The sequence below is a fragment of the Metallibacterium scheffleri genome (assembly GCF_002077135.1).
Taxonomy (GTDB): Bacteria; Pseudomonadota; Gammaproteobacteria; order Xanthomonadales; family Rhodanobacteraceae; genus Metallibacterium; species Metallibacterium scheffleri.
Window position 1 is genome coordinate 1,611,093 of record NZ_LDOS01000002.1, and the last position, 22,025, is coordinate 1,633,117.

The 22,025-nt window shown below is 63.3% G+C and carries 22 protein-coding genes and 1 pseudogene; 16 read left to right on the plus strand and 7 right to left on the minus strand.

Annotation, left to right across the window (positions count from 1 at the left end; all coding sequences use genetic code 11):
• Positions 1-30: 30 nt before the first annotated feature.
• The 3 genes from Mschef_RS12610 to rimO form a co-directional block, all read right to left on the minus strand.
• Entirely contained in the window at positions 31-525 is a 495-nt protein-coding gene (locus tag Mschef_RS12610; protein ID WP_136256422.1) for a hypothetical protein, read from the minus strand.
• 439 nt (positions 526-964) lie between these two features.
• Positions 965-2,329: a sigma-54 dependent transcriptional regulator gene (locus Mschef_RS18145; RefSeq protein WP_081130020.1), complete on the minus strand. Its 1,365-nt coding sequence runs from the start codon at positions 2,327-2,329 to the stop codon at positions 965-967.
• Positions 2,330-2,695: 366 nt separating this feature from the next.
• Positions 2,696-4,021, minus strand: a complete 1,326-nt coding sequence (rimO, locus tag Mschef_RS12625; protein ID WP_081128931.1) for a 30S ribosomal protein S12 methylthiotransferase RimO — start codon at positions 4,019-4,021, stop codon at positions 2,696-2,698.
• 123 nt (positions 4,022-4,144) lie between these two features.
• Between rimO and Mschef_RS12630 the strand changes: the two genes are divergently transcribed.
• The 4 genes from Mschef_RS12630 to Mschef_RS12645 are packed head-to-tail and all read left to right on the plus strand — an operon-like array spanning position 4,145 to position 6,567.
• Positions 4,145-4,810 (plus strand): dienelactone hydrolase family protein, encoded by a 666-nt coding sequence (locus Mschef_RS12630; protein ID WP_081128933.1) that lies wholly within the window; start codon positions 4,145-4,147, stop codon positions 4,808-4,810.
• A 21-nt stretch (positions 4,811-4,831) separates the two neighbouring features.
• On the plus strand, positions 4,832-5,263 hold the full coding sequence (locus Mschef_RS12635; protein WP_081128935.1) for an HIT domain-containing protein: 432 nt from the start codon (positions 4,832-4,834) through the stop codon (positions 5,261-5,263).
• A gap of 48 nt (positions 5,264-5,311) precedes the next feature.
• The gene (tesB, locus tag Mschef_RS12640) at positions 5,312-6,181 is read left to right on the plus strand and encodes an acyl-CoA thioesterase II (protein WP_081128937.1); all 870 of its coding nucleotides are present in this window, start codon (positions 5,312-5,314) and stop codon (positions 6,179-6,181) included.
• A gap of 2 nt (positions 6,182-6,183) precedes the next feature.
• The gene (locus tag Mschef_RS12645; RefSeq protein ID WP_136256421.1) at positions 6,184-6,567 is read left to right on the plus strand and encodes a putative signal transducing protein; all 384 of its coding nucleotides are present in this window, start codon (positions 6,184-6,186) and stop codon (positions 6,565-6,567) included.
• Here the strand turns inward: Mschef_RS12645 and Mschef_RS12650 are convergent.
• Positions 6,548-7,363 (minus strand): annotated as a pseudogene (locus Mschef_RS12650) (pseudouridine synthase); the annotation flags it as partial. The gene Mschef_RS12645 and the pseudogene Mschef_RS12650 sit on opposite strands and share 20 nt — an antisense overlap.
• 106 nt (positions 7,364-7,469) lie before the next feature.
• Here Mschef_RS12650 and Mschef_RS12655 point away from each other — a divergent pair.
• The 7 genes from Mschef_RS12655 (at position 7,470) to Mschef_RS12685 (ending at position 14,347) form a co-directional block, all read left to right on the plus strand.
• Positions 7,470-8,426 (plus strand): acyl-CoA desaturase, encoded by a 957-nt coding sequence (locus Mschef_RS12655; RefSeq protein WP_081128941.1) that lies wholly within the window; start codon positions 7,470-7,472, stop codon positions 8,424-8,426.
• A gap of 4 nt (positions 8,427-8,430) precedes the next feature.
• Positions 8,431-9,762 (plus strand): NAD(P)/FAD-dependent oxidoreductase, encoded by a 1,332-nt coding sequence (locus tag Mschef_RS12660; protein WP_081128943.1) that lies wholly within the window; start codon positions 8,431-8,433, stop codon positions 9,760-9,762.
• Positions 9,763-9,833: 71 nt separating this feature from the next.
• The gene (locus Mschef_RS12665; protein ID WP_136256428.1) at positions 9,834-10,622 is read left to right on the plus strand and encodes a DUF1365 domain-containing protein; all 789 of its coding nucleotides are present in this window, start codon (positions 9,834-9,836) and stop codon (positions 10,620-10,622) included.
• A gap of 51 nt (positions 10,623-10,673) precedes the next feature.
• Positions 10,674-11,924 (plus strand): SAM-dependent methyltransferase, encoded by a 1,251-nt coding sequence (locus Mschef_RS12670; protein WP_242426520.1) that lies wholly within the window; start codon positions 10,674-10,676, stop codon positions 11,922-11,924.
• Positions 11,912-12,469 (plus strand): DUF2878 domain-containing protein, encoded by a 558-nt coding sequence (locus tag Mschef_RS12675; protein ID WP_081128948.1) that lies wholly within the window; start codon positions 11,912-11,914, stop codon positions 12,467-12,469. The genes Mschef_RS12670 and Mschef_RS12675 overlap by 13 nt, the downstream gene beginning before the upstream one ends.
• A gap of 13 nt (positions 12,470-12,482) precedes the next feature.
• Positions 12,483-13,277, plus strand: coding sequence for a DUF1295 domain-containing protein (locus Mschef_RS12680; protein WP_081130021.1), 795 nt, complete (start codon positions 12,483-12,485; stop codon positions 13,275-13,277).
• On the plus strand, positions 13,274-14,347 hold the full coding sequence (locus tag Mschef_RS12685) for an SAM-dependent methyltransferase (RefSeq protein ID WP_081128949.1): 1,074 nt from the start codon (positions 13,274-13,276) through the stop codon (positions 14,345-14,347). The genes Mschef_RS12680 and Mschef_RS12685 overlap by 4 nt, the downstream gene beginning before the upstream one ends.
• Before the next feature lie 105 nt (positions 14,348-14,452).
• On the opposite strand, the gene Mschef_RS12690 is transcribed toward Mschef_RS12685, so the two are convergent.
• The 3 genes from Mschef_RS12690 to Mschef_RS12700 all read right to left on the minus strand — a co-directional run bounded on the left by Mschef_RS12690 (position 14,453) and on the right by Mschef_RS12700 (position 17,146).
• The gene (locus Mschef_RS12690) at positions 14,453-14,749 is read right to left on the minus strand and encodes an OmpA family protein (protein ID WP_176212457.1); all 297 of its coding nucleotides are present in this window, start codon (positions 14,747-14,749) and stop codon (positions 14,453-14,455) included.
• Positions 14,750-14,769: 20 nt separating this feature from the next.
• On the minus strand, positions 14,770-15,504 hold the full coding sequence (locus Mschef_RS12695) for a porin family protein (protein WP_081128951.1): 735 nt from the start codon (positions 15,502-15,504) through the stop codon (positions 14,770-14,772).
• A gap of 190 nt (positions 15,505-15,694) precedes the next feature.
• The gene (locus Mschef_RS12700; RefSeq protein ID WP_081128952.1) at positions 15,695-17,146 is read right to left on the minus strand and encodes a bifunctional 2-methylcitrate dehydratase/aconitate hydratase; all 1,452 of its coding nucleotides are present in this window, start codon (positions 17,144-17,146) and stop codon (positions 15,695-15,697) included.
• A gap of 149 nt (positions 17,147-17,295) precedes the next feature.
• Here Mschef_RS12700 and Mschef_RS12705 point away from each other — a divergent pair, with 149 nt between their 5' ends.
• From Mschef_RS12705 to Mschef_RS12725, 5 genes are all read left to right on the plus strand, one after another.
• Positions 17,296-18,096, plus strand: a complete 801-nt coding sequence (locus Mschef_RS12705) for a DODA-type extradiol aromatic ring-opening family dioxygenase (protein ID WP_206780159.1) — start codon at positions 17,296-17,298, stop codon at positions 18,094-18,096.
• Between the two features lie 211 nt (positions 18,097-18,307).
• Positions 18,308-19,000 carry a TerC family protein gene (locus Mschef_RS12710; protein ID WP_081130023.1) on the plus strand — a complete coding sequence of 231 codons (693 nt, stop codon included), beginning with the start codon at positions 18,308-18,310 and terminating at the stop codon, positions 18,998-19,000.
• A 182-nt stretch (positions 19,001-19,182) separates the two neighbouring features.
• Complete coding sequence (locus tag Mschef_RS12715; RefSeq protein WP_136256419.1) at positions 19,183-19,644, plus strand: hypothetical protein; 462 nt, start codon at positions 19,183-19,185, stop codon at positions 19,642-19,644.
• The gene (locus Mschef_RS12720) at positions 19,644-19,868 is read left to right on the plus strand and encodes a helix-turn-helix domain-containing protein (protein WP_081128954.1); all 225 of its coding nucleotides are present in this window, start codon (positions 19,644-19,646) and stop codon (positions 19,866-19,868) included. Before Mschef_RS12715 ends, Mschef_RS12720 begins: the two co-directional genes overlap by 1 nt.
• 85 nt (positions 19,869-19,953) lie before the next feature.
• Positions 19,954-21,972 carry an NADPH-dependent 2,4-dienoyl-CoA reductase gene (locus Mschef_RS12725; RefSeq protein ID WP_168708918.1) on the plus strand — a complete coding sequence of 673 codons (2,019 nt, stop codon included), beginning with the start codon at positions 19,954-19,956 and terminating at the stop codon, positions 21,970-21,972.
• Positions 21,973-22,025 lie beyond the last annotated feature (53 nt).

Genomic DNA, 22,025 nt, shown 5'->3' on the forward strand with positions numbered 1-22,025 from the left:
GAGCACATGCAACAGCGAAGAGGCGGACCATCAGCCGCCACCCTTGATCACGCCAGCGCCTTGCAAGGCACCCGTGATCTGATTGCCGATGCTGCGCGTGATACCACCCACGCTACCCAGCACACCGCCCGGGCCACCTGAGTTGATCGCCGGCACGCGGCCACTACTGGAGCCGCTCTGCAGAAGATCCGCGCCGTGCAGCGCGCCGCCGACTGCGTTTTCGACCACGGCGCCCGGCGCTGCGCCGCTGATCGCGGCATACGCCGCGTCGTCCAACTCGAGATTGCCGAGCATGTCGCGCATCTCGGGGCGCACGCTGGGGTCAATGATGGTGGCCAGCCCCGGCGCTTGCATGCGTGTCGCGTGACGATCGGGCACGGCGCGCACCAACACGAACTCGCCGGGCTTGGTATTGACGCCGCGCCGGGCGCCCGCGGCTTCCACCGGGAGCGCCAACACGCTCAATACCAGCAGCAGAGCCAGCAACAACACCGAACTGATGAATATTCGAGGGAACTTGATCACGGCACTCTCCTTGCGCCCATGTCTTCAAGCAAGCTTGATGCCAATAAATTTAAACCATATAAATCATATAGTTGTTCATTTTTTTCTAGCGGAGTCGGTGGCCAGTGTCTCGATCTTGATACGCCTGCCGAATGCCTATCGCGAGGGAACGGCCTGATTGCTTGTGCGCGTCCTCGAACCGGCTGTAGCAGCCATGAAACAGGCATCTCGCGAAATCATTACAACGTGTCCGCCGCCAGCACGAAGCCCTGATTTGGCGCTGGCGCAACGTCGGGACTCGGAAAAATGGATGGTCGGCGATTTCACGAGCAGCCCCGCCGCGCGGAGCAACGCAGCGCAACGTGCGGAATCAACCGGTGGGACTTATCGCGATGCCGGCGTGGTCAGTGCGCCATGAACCCGCGCGCGTTGCGCGCTGCCGGATGCGCATCTGCGGCTCTCAGGCAGCGCTGCCCAGAGATACCTGCAGCTTCTTGCACAGCCGATACAGGGTGACGCGAGATATGCCAAGACGCCGCGCGCACTCGCTCATGTTGTGGCGCGTTTCGCGCAGCGTTTGTTGGATCAATTCGCGCTCGGCCTGCTCGCGGGCATGATCCAGTGAGGGCGCGCAGCGGCCTTCTGCCAGATCGCTTTCCAGCTCAAGATCCTGCGCGTGGATCAATCCGCCATCGCAGAGCACGGCTGCTCGACGCACGCGGTTCATCAGTTCGCGGACGTTGCCTGGCCATGGATGCAGGCTGATGGCATCGAGCGCCTCGCGACTGTAACCACGCGCACGCACACCATGTTCGCGCGCGAAGCGCTCGAGGAAATAACGCGCCAGCATTTCGGCGTCCTGTCCGCGCTCGCGCAGCGGCGGCATCCGCAGACGCAACACGTTGAGTCGGTAGTAGAGATCGGCGCGAAACTGGCCTTCGGCCACGGCGCGCTCCAGATCGACATGCGTGGCGGCGATGACGCGCACATCCAGGCGCAGGTGCTCATTGCCGCCGATACGCTCGATGGTGCCTTCCTGCAGGAAACGCAGCAGATTGACTTGCGCGTCGAGTGGCAGGTCGCCGATTTCATCAAGGAATACCGTGCCCTGCTGGGCCGACTCCAGCTTGCCGATCTTGCGCGCGTTGGCGCCAGTGAATGCACCACGCTCATGACCAAACAACTCCGACTGCACCAGTTTTTCCGGCAGGGCGCCGCAGTTGATTGCGACAAACGGACCGCGTGCGCGCGCTGACAGACGATGCAGATTGCGTGCCGCGACTTCCTTGCCGGTACCTGATTCGCCGGTAATCAGCACCGGTACGTTGACCGCGGCCAGCTTGCGCACCTGACCGTGCATCTCCACCAGCGCATCACTGGCACCGACCATGCCATCCAGCCCCAGCGCGGCCTGCTGCTCGGCATTGGCGGCTTGCGGCCCCAGCTTGGCCATGCCCCAGGCGTGTCCTAGCGCAGCCAGTAGCCGATTGATGTCCACCGGTTGCGTGCAGAAATCGAAAAAGCTGCCATAGATGACTTCGCATACGTGCTTGTCGGTCAATGCATGCTCGCTGACATGGGCCAGCCACTCGGTGGATGGATGCGATGCGATCAAACGCTCGACCCGGCGCAGCATCGGCGCCTGTCCGGCACCCAGATCGAGCAGTGCGACGTGGGCATCGTGGCGCCGCAGCGCTTCGGGTACATGGTCGAGTTGCTCGACCTCGACGCGCCTCCAGCCGGCATCGCGCAAGGCCTTGTCCACTGATGGCGCGAAAGCGCCGTAATGCACGAAATCGCGTGCGACCGGATGCACCGAAGCCATGGCCATTCTCCCCATCCTCCCCGAGCCGGCAGCGCGCCTATGCGTTGCGTGGGGAGAGCAACCCTAATCCTGAACCCGAAACATTACAATCCGTAATGTTGGCGTGGCGCAGCCTGCTGATCTGCCATTCAGCTACTGGCCGCGCTCTTGCGCATGGCACCCATCCGCATGATCTGCAGCACGGCCAGATTGCCGCGATGCGTCATATACGTCTGGCTTACGCGCGATTTCAGTGACCTTTCCCGCAGGCGCGCGTCCTCGCTCCGCGAATCGCTGAGCGTAGGACGTTGTGCCAAAGACAGTGGCTCGCTGTCAGTCCGCCCATGCGAAAAGCGGGCGCAGTGGCGCGGTGGCGGATGCTGCCGATCAGCCCCCGGCGGCACAGCGCGCCGCCAGATCATGCGCATCCGCGCCTTCGACGATCACCTCGGCGAAGTCGCCGGGGCGCAGGTGCTGGCCATCGCGGATGCGCACCACGCCGTCGATCTCGGGGGCATCGGCGGTCGAACGCGCGACAACGCCGTCAGCATCGACGTGATCAACCAGCACGCGCAAGCGCCGACCGATCCGGCACCGCAGCTTGGCGGCGCTGATGCCGGCCTGCACCGCCATGAATTGTTCGAGGCGGTCTTCTTTGAGTTCTTCGGGTACCGGGGCGGGCAACTCGTTGGCGCGGGCGCCATCGACAGGCGAATAGGCAAAGGCCCCGACACGATCCAGCTGGGCTGCGCGCAGAAAATCCAGCAGCAACTCGAACTCGGCGTCGGTCTCGCCCGGGAAGCCGACGATGAAGGTGCTGCGAATCGTCAGTTCCGGTACCACCTTGCGCCAGCGGGTGATGCGCTCAAGCGTCTTGTCGATGTTGCCTGGCCGCTTCATCAGCTTGAGGATGCGCGTGCTGGCGTGCTGGAACGGAATGTCCAGATAGGGCAACAGCCTGCCCGCGGCCATTAGCGGCATCAGCTCGTCCACATGCGGATACGGATACACATAGTGCAGCCGCACCCATGCGCCAAGCTCACCAAGACCGTCGCACAACTCGGTCATGCGCGTGCGGTAGCTGCGCCCGCGCCATTCGCGCGCGGCGTATTTCACGTCCACGCCGTAGGCGCTGGTATCCTGGCTGATCACCAGCAGTTCACGCACACCGCTGCGGACCAGCTTCTCCGCCTCGATCAGTACCTCATCCACCGGCCTGCTGACCAGATCACCGCGCATCGATGGAATGATGCAGAAGCTGCAGCGATGATTGCAGCCTTCTGAAATCTTCAGGTAGGCGTAGTGCTTGGGCGTGAGCTTGATGCCGGTATCCGGGATGATGTCCAGTAGCGGATTGCGTCGCGGCGGCAGCGCTCGATGCACGGCTTGCATGACGCTGGCATAGTCTTGCGGCCCGCTGATCGCCAGCACCCCGGGATAGGCCTCGCGGATCAACTCGCTGCGCTTTCCCAGACAGCCAGTGACGATCACCTTGCCGTTTTCGTGCAGGGCCTCGCCGATGGCATCAAGCGATTCCTGCACCGCGCTGTCGATGAAGCCGCAGGTATTCACCACGACGGCATCGGCCTGCGCATAGCTCGGCACAATACGATAGCCCTCCACTCTGAGCTGGGTGAGGATGCGCTCGGAGTCGACCAGTGCCTTGGGGCAACCGAGACTGACAAAACCAATGGCGGGGTCGGAACGGGACATGGGGTCAGCGCAAAGACACAGAGCACGATTGTAAGGTCAATGCATGCAGGCGCTGCGCTTTTGGCGTTGACTTCGCGAGGTCAGGCCTTAGGCTTGTGTTTTGATCAATGCAGGAGTCATCTCATGGGCGAGTTCATCAACATCGGCAGCACGGGCACGCAGTGCATCGGCGCGTATCTGGCCAAACCCGCAGGCAAGCCCAAGGGCGGCGTGGTCGTCGTACAGGAGATCTTTGGCGTCAACCCGCATATCCGCAGCGTGGTCGATGATTTCGCGGCCGATGGCTACCTGGCGATCGCACCGGCCGTGTTCGACCACCTCGAAACCGGCGTCGAATTGGGTTATGACGAAGCAGGCATGAAAAAGGGCATCGCGCTGATCAGCGAACTTGGCTTCGAACGGCCGCTCGAAGACGTCTCCAGCGCAGCCGAGGCGATCAAGAGCGCCGGCAAGATCGCCGTGGTCGGATTCTGCTGGGGCGGCAGCATCGCCTACCTGGCCGCGATCAAGCTGGGCATGCCGGCAGTGAGTTACTACGGCGGGCGCAATACGCAGCTAGTCGGCATGCAGGCCAAGGCGCCCCTGATGTTTCATTATGGCCTCAAGGATGCACATATCAGTGCCGGGGACCGCGAGAAAGTACGCGCCGCCAACCCGACCGCCGAGTTCTATGTATACGACGCCGACCATGGTTTCAATTGCGATGTGCGCGCGAGCTTCGATGCTGCTGCGGCCAAATTGGCGCGCACACGCACGCTGGCGTTCTTCGCCAAGCAGCTTGGCGGCTGAACGCGCCAGGGACACGCCGCGATGACCGCTGCCGCCGGCCTATTCGCGCTCGATGCGCGTCTGGCGGCTGACACCCTGCCCGTCGCACAGCTCGCGCTGTGCGAGGTGCGGCTGCTGGACGATGCGCGGTTCGGCTGGTTGGTTTTGATTCCACGCCGCGCCGCGCTGCAGGAGATTTTTGATCTCGATGCTGATGCGCGCATGCAGTTGCTTGCCGAGCTGGATCTGGCAGCAGCAGCGCTGCACGCAGAACTGCCCGGCGACAAGTTCAACGTGGGCGCGCTCGGCAACGTCGTACGCCAACTCCATGTGCATCTGGTCGCGCGCCGCATCGGTGACGCCGCATGGCCGGGACCAGTCTGGGGCCACGGCACGCGCATACCCTACACGCCGACCGCGGGCAAAGCTTTGTGCGCGGCACTGCGGCAGCGGCTCACCACATCCACGGAATGAGTGCAGCGCACCGCTATACTCGTGATCCCGCCTATCACGCAGCCCGCCATGTCCCAGGCTCTGGCCGATGAACTGACCTCGCTGCTCAGCCTCGAGCGCCTGGAAGACAATCTGTTTCGCGGCCAGAGCCGCGATATCGGAACACGCTACGTGTTTGGTGGCCAGGTGCTCGGCCAGGCATTGGCCGCCGCGCAGCAAACGGTGGATGACGCGCGCATTGCACACTCGCTGCACGGTTATTTTCTGCGTGCCGGCGATATCAATGCGCCCATCGTGTACCAGGTCGAGCGCCTGCGCGATGGGCACAGCTTTTCTTCGCGCCGTGTGCTCGCCATCCAGCATGGGCAACCCATCCTCAACGGCTCGATCTCGTTCCAGATCGACGAACCGGGCTTCGAGCATCAGCTGTCCATGCCCGAAGTACCCGGCCCCGACGATCTGGAGCCGCCAGCGACGATTTCACCCGAGGAACTTGCGCAGTTGCCGGAAAAAATGCAGCGCTGGTTGACGCGACGTGGGCCGTTCGAGTTTCGCCCGGTGTACCCGCGCGATGAGTTGCGCCCGAGCAAGCGCCCGCCCTATCAACAGGTATGGTTCCGTCTGGATGGACACGCATCGGATGACGCGCGGCTACAGCGCGCGATGCTGGCCTATGCCTCGGATTTCCACCTGATCGGCACGGCCACGCTACCGCACGGCATTTCCTATCTCAGTCACGAGGTGCAGATGGCCAGTCTCGATCATGCGCTGTGGTTTCATCGGCCATTTCGCGTCGACGAATGGTTGCTGTACAGCTGCGACAGCCCCAGTGCACAGGGCGCACGCGGACTGGCGCGCGGCATGATCTTCGCGCGGGACGGCAGGTTGGTCGCCTCGACCGCGCAGGAAGGCCTTTTGCGCATGCACCGGCCAGGCTGAGCATGCGCCAGATCTATACATCGCCGCGGCTGGAAAACATCGAGCGCATGGTAGCCTTGCTCGGCGAACATGGCATCGAGACGCGCGTGACCGATCGACCCGTGTATCAGCGCGCCAGCTACAACCGGCCCAGCTTTCGCGACAACGATGTTCAATCCTGGCCCAAGGTCTGGGTTGCCAATGCCGATGACCTGCCACGCGCACGCGAATTGCTGCGTGGCATGGGCATCGCGGCGCCCGCCGAGCGCCTCATGGCGAATCTGGAATTCAGCGTGCGCCAGGCGCACCGCGGCGGGCGCTGGACGGGGCGCGTGCGGGCACTGCTGCTGCTGGGAATTTTCGGCCTGCTGACGGTGATGACGCTACGCGCGCTCGGCTGGCTGTAAGCCCCGCAGCGGCAGCCAGCGCGGCCACTTCGCGCGCGTCCAGCCGGCGCCAGGCCCCACGCGCCAGATCCCCCAGGACCTGCGGCCCGATTGCCACGCGCAACAAACGCAGCACCTCGAAATCCAGCGCCGCAAACAGTCGTCGCAGATGGCGATTGCGTCCCTCATCAAGCACACATTCCAGCCAAGCAGTGCGACCACCACTTTGCAGTAACGCGACCTCGCGTACGGCCAAATGTTCGTCGTTATCGCTGATTCCGGTGCGCATGCGTGCCAGCGCGGCAGCATCCGGAACGCCGCGTACCTGCACGCGATAGGTTTTTGGCACGTGTCGCGCGGGATCAATCAACGCTGCCGCCCACGCGCTGTCGTTGGTCACCAGCAACAGTCCTTCGCTGGCCTTGTCCAGGCGTCCTACTGGCGCCAGCCATGGCAGGCCTGCATCTGCCAGCAGCGCGTAGATGGTGTCGCGGCCGTGCTCGTCCCGCGCCGTGGTCAACAATCCACGCGGCTTGTTCAGTGCCAGATAAATGCCCTCACCTGGCAGCACGGGATGCCCATCCATCTCGATGCGTGCATGTGCGCCACAGGGGTGCTCAGGATCACGAATACAGCGGCCATCGACGCAAACCCGTCCCGCGCGTATGGCCGTGGCGGCATCGGCGCGCGAACACAGGCCGCGCCGCGATATCTCGCGCGCCAATCCGCGGCGCGATGCAGGCACGGCGCTTGCGGCGGCGTTTCGCGCGGGCTTGGCGGCGCGTCGGTCATCACGCAAGCGATCACTGTCAGACATGGCGCACAGCCTAGCACTGGGTCATGGCTGACTTAGCGCGGGCCACCATCTCACCGGGTCTTCACTTGCCTGCCGGGACACTCCGGTTCGCCCGCAAGGTATCGCCATGCCATCCTTCTCCACGCCAACGCCAACATCCAGACCCATCGCACGCATATGGACTGTGTTGCGGCAGTGGTTCGACACCGCCCCGATCGAGGGTGCCGGGATTACCGCCGATCATGGCATCGACTGGCTGCGTGTGTTGCCGTTTGTCGCGCTGCACGTGGCGTGTCTTGCGGTCATCTGGGTGGGGGTGTCATGGACGGCAGTCTTGGTCGCGCTGGAGCTCTACGTATTGCGCATGTTCGCGATCACCGGGTTTTATCACCGCTATTTCGCGCATCGCGCGTTTCGCACCTCGCGCGCAGCGCAACTCGTGTTCGCGATACTGGGCGCCAGTGCGGTGCAACGTGGCCCCCTGTGGTGGGCGGCGCATCATCGCCATCACCACAAGCATGCCGATACCGAGCGTGATCCGCACTCGCCACGGCGCGGCTTCTGGTGGAGTCACATGGGCTGGTTTCTGAGCCGTTCGGGTTTCCAGCCAGACTTGAGCGCAGTACAGGATCTGCGTCGTTATCCCGAGCTGCGCTGGCTTGATCGCTTCGACATCGCCGTGCCGATCGCGCTGGCTGCAGGTCTGTTCGCCCTGGGCTTATGGCTGCAACACGCTGCGCCCCAACTGCATACCAGCGGTGCGCAGCTCGTGGTGTGGGGCTTCTGCATTTCCACCGTGGTGTTGATTCACGTCACCGTGACCATCAATTCGCTGGCCCACAAGTTCGGTACCCGGCGCTACGACACGCGTGACGACAGCCGCAATAATTTCTGGCTGGCGCTACTGACTTTCGGCGAGGGCTGGCACAACAACCATCATCACTTTCCGGGTGCTGCGCGGCAGGGATTTCGCTGGTGGGAGATCGATCTGACCTACTACGGATTGCGCCTGCTGGCTGCATGCGGTCTGATCTGGGATCTGCGGCCGGTCCCCGCAGGCTTGCGCCGCCTGGGGCGGGGCTGAGCGCATGCGCATCGCGATCATAGGCTCGGGCATCGCGGGGTTGGGCAGCGCCTGGCTGCTGTCACGCGAGCATGAAGTGACGCTGTACGAGGCCAATGCCTATCTGGGTGGTCACACACACACGCACGAAATCGTGCAGGCTGGGCGCAGCTATGCCATCGACAGCGGCTTCATCGTGTTCAATCCGCAGAACTACCCGCTGCTCACGCACCTGCTGAACGAGCTGGGTGTGGCCAGCCAACCGACCACGATGAGTTTCGCGGTGCGCAATGAAGCCAGCGGCCTCGAATACAACGCAACTTCGCTGGACACCTTGTTTTGCCAGCGCCGCAATCTGCTTTCGCCACGCTTCATCGGCATGATGCGCGACATCGTCCGCTTTTATCGCGAGGCACCGGCGCTGCTTGAACAGGATGACGATGGCGCAGGTCCGACGTTGGCCGAATGGCTGCGGGACCAGCGTTATGGCAACGCATTCCGCGACGAACATCTGGTGCCGATGGCATCAGCGCTGTGGTCATCGCCTGGAAGCGACATCCTGCGCTTTCCGATCCGCTACCTGATACGTTTCATGGCTAACCACCACATGCTGCAAGTGTTGGACCGGCCACGGTGGCGCGTCGTGCAGGGCGGCTCACAACGCTATGTCGACGCGCTGCGTGCGCAATGGACCGTAGACGAGCGAATTGCCTGTCCGGTGCAGCGCGTGCAGCGCCATGCGCGCGGCGTATGTATCAGCAGTGCCGCAGGCAACGAAGAGTTCGACCAAGTCGTGCTGGCCTGCCATAGCAATCAGGCGCTGGCATTGCTGGCTGATGCCGACGCTCGCGAGCAGTCGATCCTCGGCGCCATCGGCTATCAGACCAATGAAGCCGTGCTGCATACCGACGCGCGGCTCTTGCCCAGGCAACGCAAGGCGTGGGCAGCATGGAATGTGCTGCTGCCAAAGCAAGCGGAAGAAAGCCGCATGGTGACGTATTGCATGAACCTGCTGCAGTCACTGGACTCGGCAGAGCCATTTTGCGTCAGCCTCAACAGCAGCCACCGCATCGACCCCTCACGGGTGTTGCGCCGCATGCGCTACGCACACCCGGTGTACGACCATGTGTCGGTCTCGGCACGCGCGCGCAAGGGCGAGATCCAGGGGCAACGCAAGACCTGGTACGCCGGTGCCTATTGGGGCTTCGGCTTTCATGAGGACGGGCTGCGCAGCGCGACCGAGATCGCGCATGCGCTGGGCATACACTGGCCACTGCAGGCAGTACCCGCCACAGCGCTGCAGAACGCATCCAGCCAGCGCATCAATCACGACGCGCAGCGCGTGTCCGCGTCATGAACGCACGGCTCCAACATACCGCCGACACGGCCACGCAAGACCGATCTGCAACGGTGCTGCCGACATCATCCCTGCTGCACAGCGCGATCTACACCGGTTGGGTACAGCATCGGCGTGAGCAGCCCCATGCACATGCATTTCGCTACCGCGTGGCCATGCTGTATCTGGACCTTGACGAAATCGAGCACGTTTTCGATGGACGCCTGTTGTGGTCCAACGAGCGCAGCAATCTGGCTGCATTCCATCGGGAGGATTACCTCGGACCGATCGACATTCCGCTGCACGAAGCGGTACGCCTGCGCGTGTTCGGCGCAACGCAGGTCTATCCGCGCGGACCGATCCGGCTGCTGACACATCCGCGCTACTTTGGCTACGTCTTCAATCCGGTCAGCTTCTACTACTGCTATGCCGAGGACGGGCAGACTTTGCAAGCCATCGTCGCTGAAATCACCAATACGCCATGGCGCGAGCGCCACGCGTACGTTCTGCAGATTGTCAACGCGCAAATCCATGGGCGCGCGCTGCACTGGCATTTCGCCAAGCGCTTCCATGTCTCGCCCTTCATGCCGATGGATTGCGATTACGCGTGGGCGCTGACACCGCCGGGCGCAGACTTGCTGGTGCACATGAAGGTACTGCGTCAAGGACAGCATCAGTTCGACGCCAGCTTGAAGCTGCAGCGGCAAGCACTGGATGGCCGCGGCCTCGCGCGCGTCTTGCTGCGCTATCCGGCCATGACCATGAAGGTGATCCTCGCGATTCACTGGCAGGCCTTGTTGATCTTTCTGCGACGCAACCCGGTGCACGATCGCGCCGGTGCAACCGCGCAACCGCGTACACGACCCCGTGGCCACGAGTAGTCCATGAGCACGCAAAGCACCGACCTCCCGCAAGCCACTGCGAACACGCAGATGAGCTTCATCGTGCGCAAGCTGCGTGACCGCTTGCTCGGCATGCTCGGCGACATCGACGAGTGCCAGCTACGCATCAACGATGCTGCAGGCATGATGATTCTTGGACGCTGCGACGCGCATGCCGTCGAACCGCTGACGGCGCGTGTCGATATTCTCGATCCTTCGTTTTATCTGCGCGTGGCCACACAAGGCAGCATTGGTGCCGGTGAGGCCTATATGGACGGGCTCTGGCGCAGTGACGACCTTGTTGCGCTAATGCGGATGCTGGTACGGCATCGCGATCGTCTCGATACGCTTGATAGCGGCAGCGCTCGCGTGGCTGGAACATTGCTCAAGCTCTGGCACGCATTGCGCCGAAACTCACGCCAAGGCAGCCGACGCAACATCGCGGCGCACTACGACCTGGGCAACGCGCTGTTCGAGCTGTTCCTGTCTGGCGACATGATGTACTCGTCCGCCATTTATGCGTACGAAGGCGAGGCTCTAGAGGACGCATCCTGGCGCAAACTTGATCGCGTCTGCCGCAAGCTCGAACTTTCTCCGACCGATCATGTGCTGGAAATCGGCACTGGCTGGGGTGGATTTGCAATCCATGCAGCACGTCACTATGGCTGCCATGTCACAACCACGACCATATCGCGCGAACAATATGATCTGGCGCGTGCTCGTGTTGCTGACGCGGGCCTGTCACAGCACGTCGAGGTAGTGCTGCAGGACTACCGCGACCTCGACGGACACTACGACAAGCTGGTGTCCATCGAAATGGTCGAGGCGATCGGGCACCAATATCTCGACCGCTTCTTCGCGCGTATCGCCGAGCTGCTGAAGCCGCACGGCGCGGCGCTGCTACAGGCCATCACCATCGAGGATGCCCGCTATCGCAAGGCACTGCGCGAGGTTGACTTTATCAAGCGACACATCTTTCCAGGCAGCTTCATCCCTTGCGTGAGCGCACTCAGCGGCGCATTGGCTCGTTCCAGCGATTTGCGACTGGTCAATCTCGAGGATATCGGCACCAGCTACGCCATGACTTTGCAAGCATGGCGCCAGCGCTTTCTCGCTCGTCTCCCCGAGGTGCGCGCGCTGGGCTATGACGAGCGCTTCATCCGCATGTGGGAATTTTATCTGGCCTATTGCGAAGCCGGATTCCGCGAGCGCGCACTGGGTGACGTGCAAATGCTGTTGCATCGACCGCGCGCGCGTACTTCACCCTGGCTGCCTGCCGTGGATGTGTCATGCGCGCGCTGATACTGTGGATCGCTTATCAGGCGTTCTGGTTCGCGTGCGTGATGGGGGCCGAGCACGGCTGGTTGTGGTCATCGCCGCTGGCATTGGCGTGCTTCATCCCGTTGCGATTCATCATCGGCACGCGCACACGCTGGCGTGAGGATTTGCTGCACATGCTAACCGTGGGTGCACTGGGTTTCCTAGTTGACTCCGGCTTCGCGGCGACTGGACTGATGAGCTACGCCGCACCATGGCCATCGGCGGCGCTGGCGCCATTATGGATCGTGATGATCTGGCTGGCTTTTGCGCTGACGCTGCGTGATGGACTTGGATTTCTCCACGAACGTCCACTGCTGGCCGGAATTCTTGGTGCGGTCGGCGCGCCGTTGAGCTACCTGGGGGCTGCGCGCGGATTCGGCGTGGTCAAATTTCCTTTGGGCGAAGGTGCCGCCTTGGCCGCGCTGGCCGTGGCGTGGTTCATCGCGTTGCCCGCCGCATTCATGCTGATGCGTCTGTCGCTTCTGCCCGCGCGCCTGCATGCACGGCATCTTCCCGGAGCGCGCTGACATGCAAGCCATCATGTCGGATGTTTTCTGGGTGTGGCTAGCCAGCGCGCTATGCATGGCTGGCGGCTGGTGGCTGCAGGTGCGCACGCGCAATGCCGGCATCGTCGATGTGATCTGGTCTGCCACGATGAGCGCCAGCGCACTGTATTACGCCACGATTGGCCCGGGCGGGCTGATGGCTCGATTTCTGGTGGCGACGCTGGGGGGCTTCTGGGGTTTCCGCTTGGCCATGCATCTGTTGGTGCGTGTCCTGAACGAGCATGAAGACGGCCGCTATCGATATCTGCGCGAACACTGGCGCGGTCACCAAGGCAAGTTTTTCCTGTTCTTCCAGTTCCAGGCTTTGCTGACCGCCATGTTTTCGCTCCCATTTATGGCGGCTGCACAGAACCCTGCAATGCGCATCACGCCGCTGATGATGATCGCGATCGTGGTTTGGCTGATCAGCATTGGTGGCGAAGCGCTATCCGACCGCCAACTTGCAGAGTTCCGCGCGGAGCCAGCCAACCGCGGACGTACTTGTCGCGCGGGGCTGTGGCGCTATTCGCGACATCCCAATTATTTCTTCGAATGGCTGCACTGGTTCACTTATGTCCTGCTGGCCTGGGGGGCGGGGTTGTTCTGGCTGGCCTGGATCGGACCCGTGTTGATGCTGATCTCGTTGCGCTGGGTTACGGGAATTCCTTTCGTTGAAGCACAGGCGCTGCGCAGTCGACCTGACGATTATCGGGAGTACCAGCGCAACACCAGCATATTTTTCCCGTGGTTCCCAGCAAAATCCAAACCACAGCAACGGAGACAGGCATGAGCAGCTCAGTCGCAAGCATGCGGCAACAACGCGAGCCCTGGGGCACGATCGCGCTAGCCGAATCCGGACTGCTTCCTGATTCACTGGTTCGCGTGGGAATCCGCAGACTCTGCGCCGAGCGCCTGCGCGAAGAATGGCGGGGCGGCGCCGAACGGGTAGGTCAGCGTCAGGTCGCACTGCTCGATTCCTTGCGGAGCTCGGCATTGGCGCTGCACACCGATCTGGCCAATGCCCAGCACTATGAGTTGCCGCCGGAATTTTTCCAGCGCTGCCTCGGTCCGCGATTGAAGTACTCGTGCTGTTATTTCGAGCAGGCGGATACCTCGCTGGCCCAAGCCGAAGAATCCATGTTGACGATGTATGCCGAACGCGCCGAGCTGGCGGACGGCCAGGACATTCTTGAACTCGGTTGCGGCTGGGGATCGCTCACGTTATGGATCGCCGCGCGTTATCCGCATGCACACATCACCGCAGTATCCAACTCGCGCCTGCAGCGCGAGTTCATTTTGGCAACGGCGGCTCGGCGCGATTTGCACAACATCACCATTCTCACTCGCGACGTCAACCAGCTTGAACTTCCAGCCGCTACGTTTGACCGGGTCGTATCCGTGGAGATGTTTGAACACGTGCGCAATTACGCCACGCTGATGCAACATATCGCCACCTGGCTGCGCGCCGAGGGCAAGCTGTTCGTGCACATCTTCTGCCATCGCGAACTGGCCTATCCATTCGAGCGCGAAGGGCGTGACGACTGGATGGGGCGCTACTTTTTCAGCGGTGGTCTGATGCCTTCCGAACACACGCTGCTGCACTTCGCCGACCACCTGATCATCGAACGGCAATGGCGAATTTCCGGAACCCACTACCAGCGCACTGCCAATGCATGGCTGCACAATCAGGATGCAGCACGCGACACGCTGATGCCGATCCTTGCGTCTGTCTATGCCGCCGATGCACGTCGTTGGTGGCAACGCTGGCGCCTGTTCTGGATGGCCTGCGCCGAGCTGTTCGGCTATGACCATGGCAATCAATGGCTGGTTGCGCATTACCGCTTTCACAAGCGCGGCTGATGTCAGACTCCATGCGCAAGGCCATTCGCATAACGCACGCATATCCTTGAAACAGGAAAAGCCCGGCTTGCGCCGGGCTTTTCCTGGGTGCGGAGTGAAGCTGGATTACTGCCCCATCTGCCCCGGGTTCTCGACCTTGAACTCGACACGACGATTGCGCGAGCGGCCTTCGGCCGTAGCGTTACTCGCAACCGGATCAAGTTTGCCATAACCCTTGGTGCCGATGATCTGCGATTCGGCCACACCATGGCTTACCAAGTAATGCTTGACGAACTCGGCGCGACGGTCGGACAACTTCAGGTTATAGGCCTGGCTGCCGATCGAATCGGTATAACCATCGATCTTGATTTCCACGTTCGGATAACGCTTCAACGTATCCGCAGCCTGATCAAGAATGGCCACGGAGTCGGAGATGGGCTTGTTCAGTATGCCGTTGATGTCGGTCTGGCCCGGACGCGGACGATCGAATTGGAAGTTGACACCACGCAACTCGATGACCACCTTGTGCGCAGCCGGTTCCGGCGGCGGCGGTGGCGGCGGCGGTGGCGGGGGGGCGGCGGCGGAGCAACTGCCGGCGGCGGCGGCGGCGGCGGCGCCATCGAAATCACCAGACCCAGCGTGGCAGCCCAGTCACCATAGTTGCTGGTGGTCGGAAGGGAGACGGTATCGCGATTCCAGCGATAGTCGATTTCACCGCGCAAGGCGACACGATCAGTCAGTGCGCGCTGTACGCCGCCACCGACGAGGAAGCCGGGGCCCCAGCCACTGCGCGACATGAACGCATCATGCCCGACGAAATCCAGGCCACCCGCAACGTAAGGACGCCAGCCGTCATAACCCTGCTCATCGCCCAAGAAATAGCGACCGGTCACACCCACGCTCTGCGTCTGCCATTGGCGTGTGGCATAAGGCGAACTGCTCTTGTAGTCCGCGTCGTTGAGGGTGTACTCGAAATCCACCGCAAAATTGGGGTTGACCCAGAAGCCGACACCCAGTCCAGCCAAGACCGAATTCTGTGTGTCACGCTTGGAATCGGGTACCAGCACACCAAGACGTGGTGCGATGTACCAGTTGCCATAGTCCACGGCCTGCGCGGTGCCGATGCTGCTACCCGCTACGATCAGCGCGATCAGAGCGTAAAGGCTCTTTCTTTTCATCGCAATCTCCTAATTCAGTTGATGCGCCCGTTCCGGTTGGCGTCGGCGCCACGCTAAAGCTCAAGACTTGCCGGTCGGATACAGACATCCAATGGCAACCAGCACAGTTTAGCAAAAAACAAACAAATACATCCTCGCCTGAAAGATCCGTTCAGTTTCGCGTCAAGCATATCGTGGCGCACGATCGCCGTCACAGTGCAAACAAGTCCATGAAGTCATGCACGGGCATGGAGTCGAAACGCTCGGCGCTGGCGCATGTTTGCTGAATGCGCTGCACCTGCTGCTGCGGCAAATGACCACGCAGTGCGCCGTCGAATTTTTGCAGCAACACCGGAATGCCCTCGGCGCGGCGCTTGCGGTGCCCGATCGGATAGTCGATGGCGACTTTGTCGCTGTGACAGCCATCCTTGTAAAACACCTGCACCGAGTTGCCGATGTAGCGCTTGTCGGCATCGAAATAATCGCGCGTGAACTGCGGGTTTTCGCGTACCTGCATCTTGTCGCGCAGCGCGTCGATGCGTGGATCGCAGGCCACGGCGTCGCCGTAATCATCGGCGGTCAGACGTCCGAAGATCAGCGGCACCGCAACCATGTACTGGATGCAGTGATCGCGGTCGGCGTAGTTGGCCAACGGCCCGGTCTTGTCGATGATGCGTGCACCGGCCTCCTGGGTTTCGATCTCGATGCGCTCGATCTCATGCAGGCGCGGCGCGACCTCGGCATGCAGGCGCATGGCGCACTCCACCGCGGTCTGCGCGTGGAATTCGGCCGGGTAGCTGATCTTGAACAGCACGTTCTCCATGACGTAGCTGCTGAACGGGCGCTCGAATTCGAAGGGGTTGCCCTTGAACGCCACATCGTAGAAGCCCCAGGTCTTGGCGCTCAACGCCGATGGATAGCCCACCACGCCCTTGTCCACCGCATTGAGTGCATGCGTCACCGCGCGCCGACAGGCATCGCCAGCGGCCCAACTCTTGCGTGGCCCGGTATTGGGCGCATGCCGATAGGTACGCAGCGCGCCGTTGTCAATCCAGCTGTGCGACACGGCGGTCATGATGGCGTCCTTGTCACCGCCGAGCATATGCGTGACAACCGCCGCAGATGCCACGCGCACCAGAATCACGTGGTCCAGGCCGACCCGGTTGAAGCTGTTCTGCAGCGCGTACACACCCTGGATTTCGTGTGCCTTGACGGCATAGCGCAGCACTTCGCCCATCGTCATCGGCGCGCGCCCCTCGCGCACGGCCTTGCGGCTGAGGTAATCGCCTACGGCGAGAATGCTGCCGAGGTTGTCGGAAGGATGACCCCACTCCGCAGCCAACCAGGTGTCGTTGAAATCCAGCCAGCGAATCTGCGTACCGATGGCGAATGCGGCCTGGACCGGATCCAGCTCGTGGCTGGTGCCCGGCACGCGTACGCCGCCGGGCATGGTCGCGCCGGGCACGACCGGCCCCAGGTGCTTGACGCATTCAGGAAACTTCATCGCCAGCATGGCGCAACCCAGCGAATCCATCACCATGTAGCGCGCCGTATCGATGGCATCACGTGAGCTGATCGGGTAATCGGCCACGTAGTCGGCGATGGCGACCATCGGCGCATCGGGCGCGGGACGCCGGGCGGAACGGATATCGTGCTGGGACATGACGGGCTTCCATCGGTGGACCAAGCCAAACAGCTAGCCGCTCATTTTGCCAGAAGCCAGACACGGCCTGCGTTGTTGTTGCGCCTGCCGCAACAGGCTGTTCGCGGATGCGTGCGCGCGCGCGCCGTACCCGCCCGCATGATGCATGCATGGATGCGCAAAGCAGCATGCAATTACCCAGTCTGTTCATTTCGCATGGCGCCCCGATGCTGGCGCTGGAGGACAGCCCCACCGGTCGCTTCCTGGATGGCCTGGGTCCGGCGTTGTCGCGACCGCGTGCAATTCTCATCGCCTCGGCGCACCTGTCTGCCGCGCGGCCAGTGTTCACGGCTGCGCCGGCCCCGGCCACGCTGCACGATTTCGGCGGTTTCCCGCGCGAGCTTTACGCCTTGCGCTACCCGGCGCCAGGCGCACCGGAGCTGGCACTGCGCGCAGCAGAGCTGTTGCGTGATGGGGGTTTCGCGGCGACCACGGATGCCACGCTGCCACTGGATCACGGCGCCTGGGTGCCACTGCTGCGCATGTTTCCACAGGCGGATATTCCCGTGGTCGAACTCAGCATCAGTCCGCAGCACGATGCCGCCTGGCACTACGCGCTGGGTTCGGCTCTGGCTCCGCTGCGTGCGGACAAGGTGCTGGTGATTGGCTCGGGCGGCTTCGTACACAATTTAGGTGCGCTTGACTGGAGCACTGCTGCACACGGGCCTGCCCCATGGGCACTGGAATTTGCCACATGGCTGGCGGCACGCGTGCGTGCAGGCGACACCGTTGCGGCCACGCGCTGGCTTACGCATGCACCGCAGGCACAGCGTGCCCATCCGACGCCGGAACATCTGCTGCCTCTATTCGTCGCGTGGGGGGCGGCGGCGGGAGCGGGCATGCTGCTGCACGAGGATTGGGAGTTCGCCACGCTGGCGCTGCACGCGTTCCGCTTCGACGGCCGCGCTTGACCGCGCGGCGTGCGGCCCCAACAATCGCCTACTGCCTCCCACGGGGAGTAGCTCCGCAGGGACGCAGCGTCCCCTGCACGCCGGCCGTCAGCACGGGCGCATGCCCCGGTCGCCGTGGCAAGCCGCATGACGGTTTGCGAGCGAGACCATGGGCAGCTCGAGCGGCCGCGCGCCCGCCTCGGCGCTGTCCGCTCAGCGCGCTGGAGTCTGCATGGACGTTTTTGCTTCCACCTTCTGGTCGGGATTGCTCAGCATCATCCTGATCGACCTGGTGCTGGCCGGCGACAACGCCATCGTCATCGCGCTGGCGGCGCGCAACCTGCCCAAACATCTGCAGAAGCAGGCCATCTTCTGGGGCACGCTTGGCGCCATCGCGGTGCGCATCGTGATGACCGCCATCGTGGTGTGGCTGCTCAAGCTGCCGGGGCTGATGCTGGCCGGCGGCCTGCTGCTGTTGCCGATCGCCTGGAAACTGCTGCGCCAGGATTCCGGCGAGCACCACATCAAGCCGGCGATAGGTTTCTGGTCGGCGATGCAGACCATCGTCATCGCCGATGCACTGATGGGCCTGGACAACGTGCTCGCGATCGCCGGCGCATCGCATGGCCACATGTCACTGGTGGTCATCGGCCTGCTGGTCAGCGTGCCGCTGGTGGTGTGGGGCTCCACGCTGATCCTGAAGTTGATCGAGCGCTTGCCTGCCGTGGTCTACATCGGCGCCGCCGCCATCGCCTGGACGGCGGGGCGCATGCTCAGCCACGACCTGCTGGTGAAGGACTGGTTCGCCGCACATCGTTGGGCCGGCTATGCGCTGGAGCTGGTGCTGGTGCTGGCGATCTGCGGCGGTGCCTGGCTGAAGCAGCGGCGCACGACGCGTGCCGCAGGGACCACGGACGGGAGTTGAGGCACTTGAATCTTTTCTGGTGATGTAATTTTATTGTTTTGGAATAATTTTTCATCGCAGAGGGGAATGCATATGGGCCGACAACACTTCCGCGAACAGCATCCGGGCTGGGCGCGCTTTCTGCTGCTCGACGGCGTGCTGGAACAGCCCACCCGAGGCGCACCGCACGCTGGCTGATATCCATGGCGAGCCTCGGAATCTTCTCTACCGTGATCGTGGCCTTTGTCGGGTTGGCCATTGCGCTGGGGGGCATGGCGAACCCACAGAGCCGCATCTACCGTGAGCTCCATGCTCAACTGCTCAACGTGCCAACCGCGTGGGTCGTGTCGGATTTGGTCGCTTTCTGGTCGGCACAGATCCTTATGCTGTGGTCGTTGCGCCAGCTTGCCCGCGCATTGTATGAAGGTCCGCTGCTGAGCGTCCTGGTCGCACGGCGCTTTCGCGCCTTCGGCAACTGGCTGCTGCTCTGCCTACTGGTGGGCCTGCTGGGCAATGTCGGTGATGCCCTGTTCGTGCCCACCGCGCGGATCCAACTGGGTGACGGGCTGTTCATGACGGTCATCCTGGCACTTCTCTGCAGGGCGATCAGTTCGATCGTGCTCGAAGGCGCGCGCGCCGCGGACGAAAACCGCGGGTTCGTCTGATGCCGATCATCGTCAACCTCGACGTGATGCTGGCGCGGCGCAAGATGAAATCGAAGGATCTCGCCGCGCGCATCGGCATCACCGAGGCCAACCTGTCGCTGCTCAAGCAGGGCCATGTGAAAGGCGTGCGCTTCGAGACGCTGGCCGCGATCTGCGACGCGCTGCAGTGTCAGCCCGGCGATCTGCTCGAGTTCCGCGCCGCAGACGTCGTGCGCGCGCAATAGGCACATCGGACTGTACGCTGCAGCGCTTGCCCATGCACCAGCGCAGCGCCATCATCGAACAACCGTTTGAATCACGTCGGCCGCCATGTCCGCCTATCCGCACCTGCTCGCACCGCTGGATCTCGGCCACCTCACCCTGCCCAACCGTGTGCTGATGGGCTCGATGCATACCGGCCTGGAGGACCACGCGCGCGACTACGACAAGCTGGCCGCGTACTTCGCCGAGCGCACGCGCGGCGGCGTCGGCCTGATGGTCACCGGCGGCATCGCGCCCAGCATCGCCGGCTGGCTGAAGCCGTTCTCCGGGCGTCTGTCGCTGCCCTGGCACGTGGCGCGGCATCGCAAGCTCACGCGCGCGGTGCATGCCGAGGGCGGACGCATCTGCATGCAGATCCTGCACGCCGGGCGCTACGGCTACCACCCGCTGTCGGTGGCGCCTTCGCGCATCCAGTCGCCGATCACGCCGTTCAAGCCACGCGCGCTCAGCGACTGGGGCGTGCGGCGCACGATCGAGTCCTTCGCGCGCAGCGCGGCGCTGGCGCGCGAGGCCGGCTACGACGGCGTCGAGATCATGGGCTCCGAGGGCTACCTGATCAACCAGTTCCTCGCCGCGCACAGCAACCAGCGCAGCGATCATTGGGGCGGCAGCTACACGAACCGCATGCGCTTCGCAGTCGAGATCGTGCGCCGCACGCGCGAGCGCGCAGGCCCGGACTTCATCATCATCTACCGACTCTCGCTGCTCGATCTGGTGGAAGACGGCCAGAGCTGGGACGAGATCGTGCGACTGGCCAAGGCCGTCGAAGGCGCGGGCGCGTCACTGATCAACACCGGCATCGGCTGGCACGAGGCGCGCGTACCGACCATCGTCAGCAGCGTGCCGCGCGCTGCGTTCACCTGGGTCACGCAGCGGCTCAAGGGCGAAGTGTCGATTCCATTGATCACCACCAACCGCATCAACATGCCCGATGTGGCCGAAGCGGTGCTGGCGCGCGGCGACGCCGACATGGTGTCGATGGCGCGGCCGCTGCTGGCCGATCCGCGCTGGCTGGCCAAGGCGCGCGATGGCCATGCCAGTCGCATCAACACCTGCATCGCCTGCAATCAGGCTTGTCTGGATCATGTGTTCGAGAATCGCCGCGCCTCGTGCCTGGTCAATCCGCGCGCCTGTCACGAAACCGAACTGCTGATCGCGCCGGCCACGCTGCGCCGGCGTTACGCCGTGGTCGGCGCGGGGCCCGCCGGACTCGCATGCGCGACCACGCTGGCCGAGCGTGGCCACTCGGTCGTGCTCTTCGAGCGTGACGCGCAGATCGGCGGACAATTTAATCTCGCCAAGCGCATTCCGGGCAAGGAAGAGTTCGCCGAAACCTTGCGCTATTTCGCCAGCCGCCTCGAGCAGACCGGAGTGAAACTGCAGCTGGGCGAGGCCGCCACCGTCGACGCGCTGGCCAGGGGCTATGACGCGGTGATTATCGCCACCGGCGTCAGTCCGCGACGAGCGGGCATCCCGGGCGAGGATCACCGCAAGACGCTGAGCTACCTCGACGTGCTGGCGCGCAACGCCACAGTCGGGCCGCACGTCGCCATCGTCGGCGCCGGCGGCATCGGCTTCGACGTCGCCGAATTCTTGGTGCAATCGGCACCCTCGCCCACCACCGACGTCGCGCGCTGGACGAACGAGTGGGGCGTGGACATGACGCTCTCGACACGCGGCGCGTTGCGGAAGCCTGCACCCGAACCGCCCACGCGCAAAGTGTGGCTGCTGCAACGGAGCACCGGCCGCCCCGGCGCGCGCCTCAACAAGACCAGCGGCTGGGTGCACCGCGCCGCGCTCAAGGCCAAGGGCGTGCAGATGCTGGGCGGCGTGCAATACCAACGCATCGACGACGCCGGCCTGCACACCATGATCGACGGCGTGCCGCGTCTGTTCGAGGTGGACCACGTCGTCGTCTGTGCCGGCCAGGAACCACAGCGTGCGCTGGCCGATGCGCTGGCCGCGCGCGGGGTGGCGGTGCATCGCATCGGTGGCGCCGACGTCGCCACTGAGCTGGATGCCAAACGTGCGATCGCGCAGGCCACCACGCTGGCGGCAGCCTTGTAACGCGAAACGCCGCGCAGACGGATGGCACGGCCCCTGCGTGCACCACGCCACGC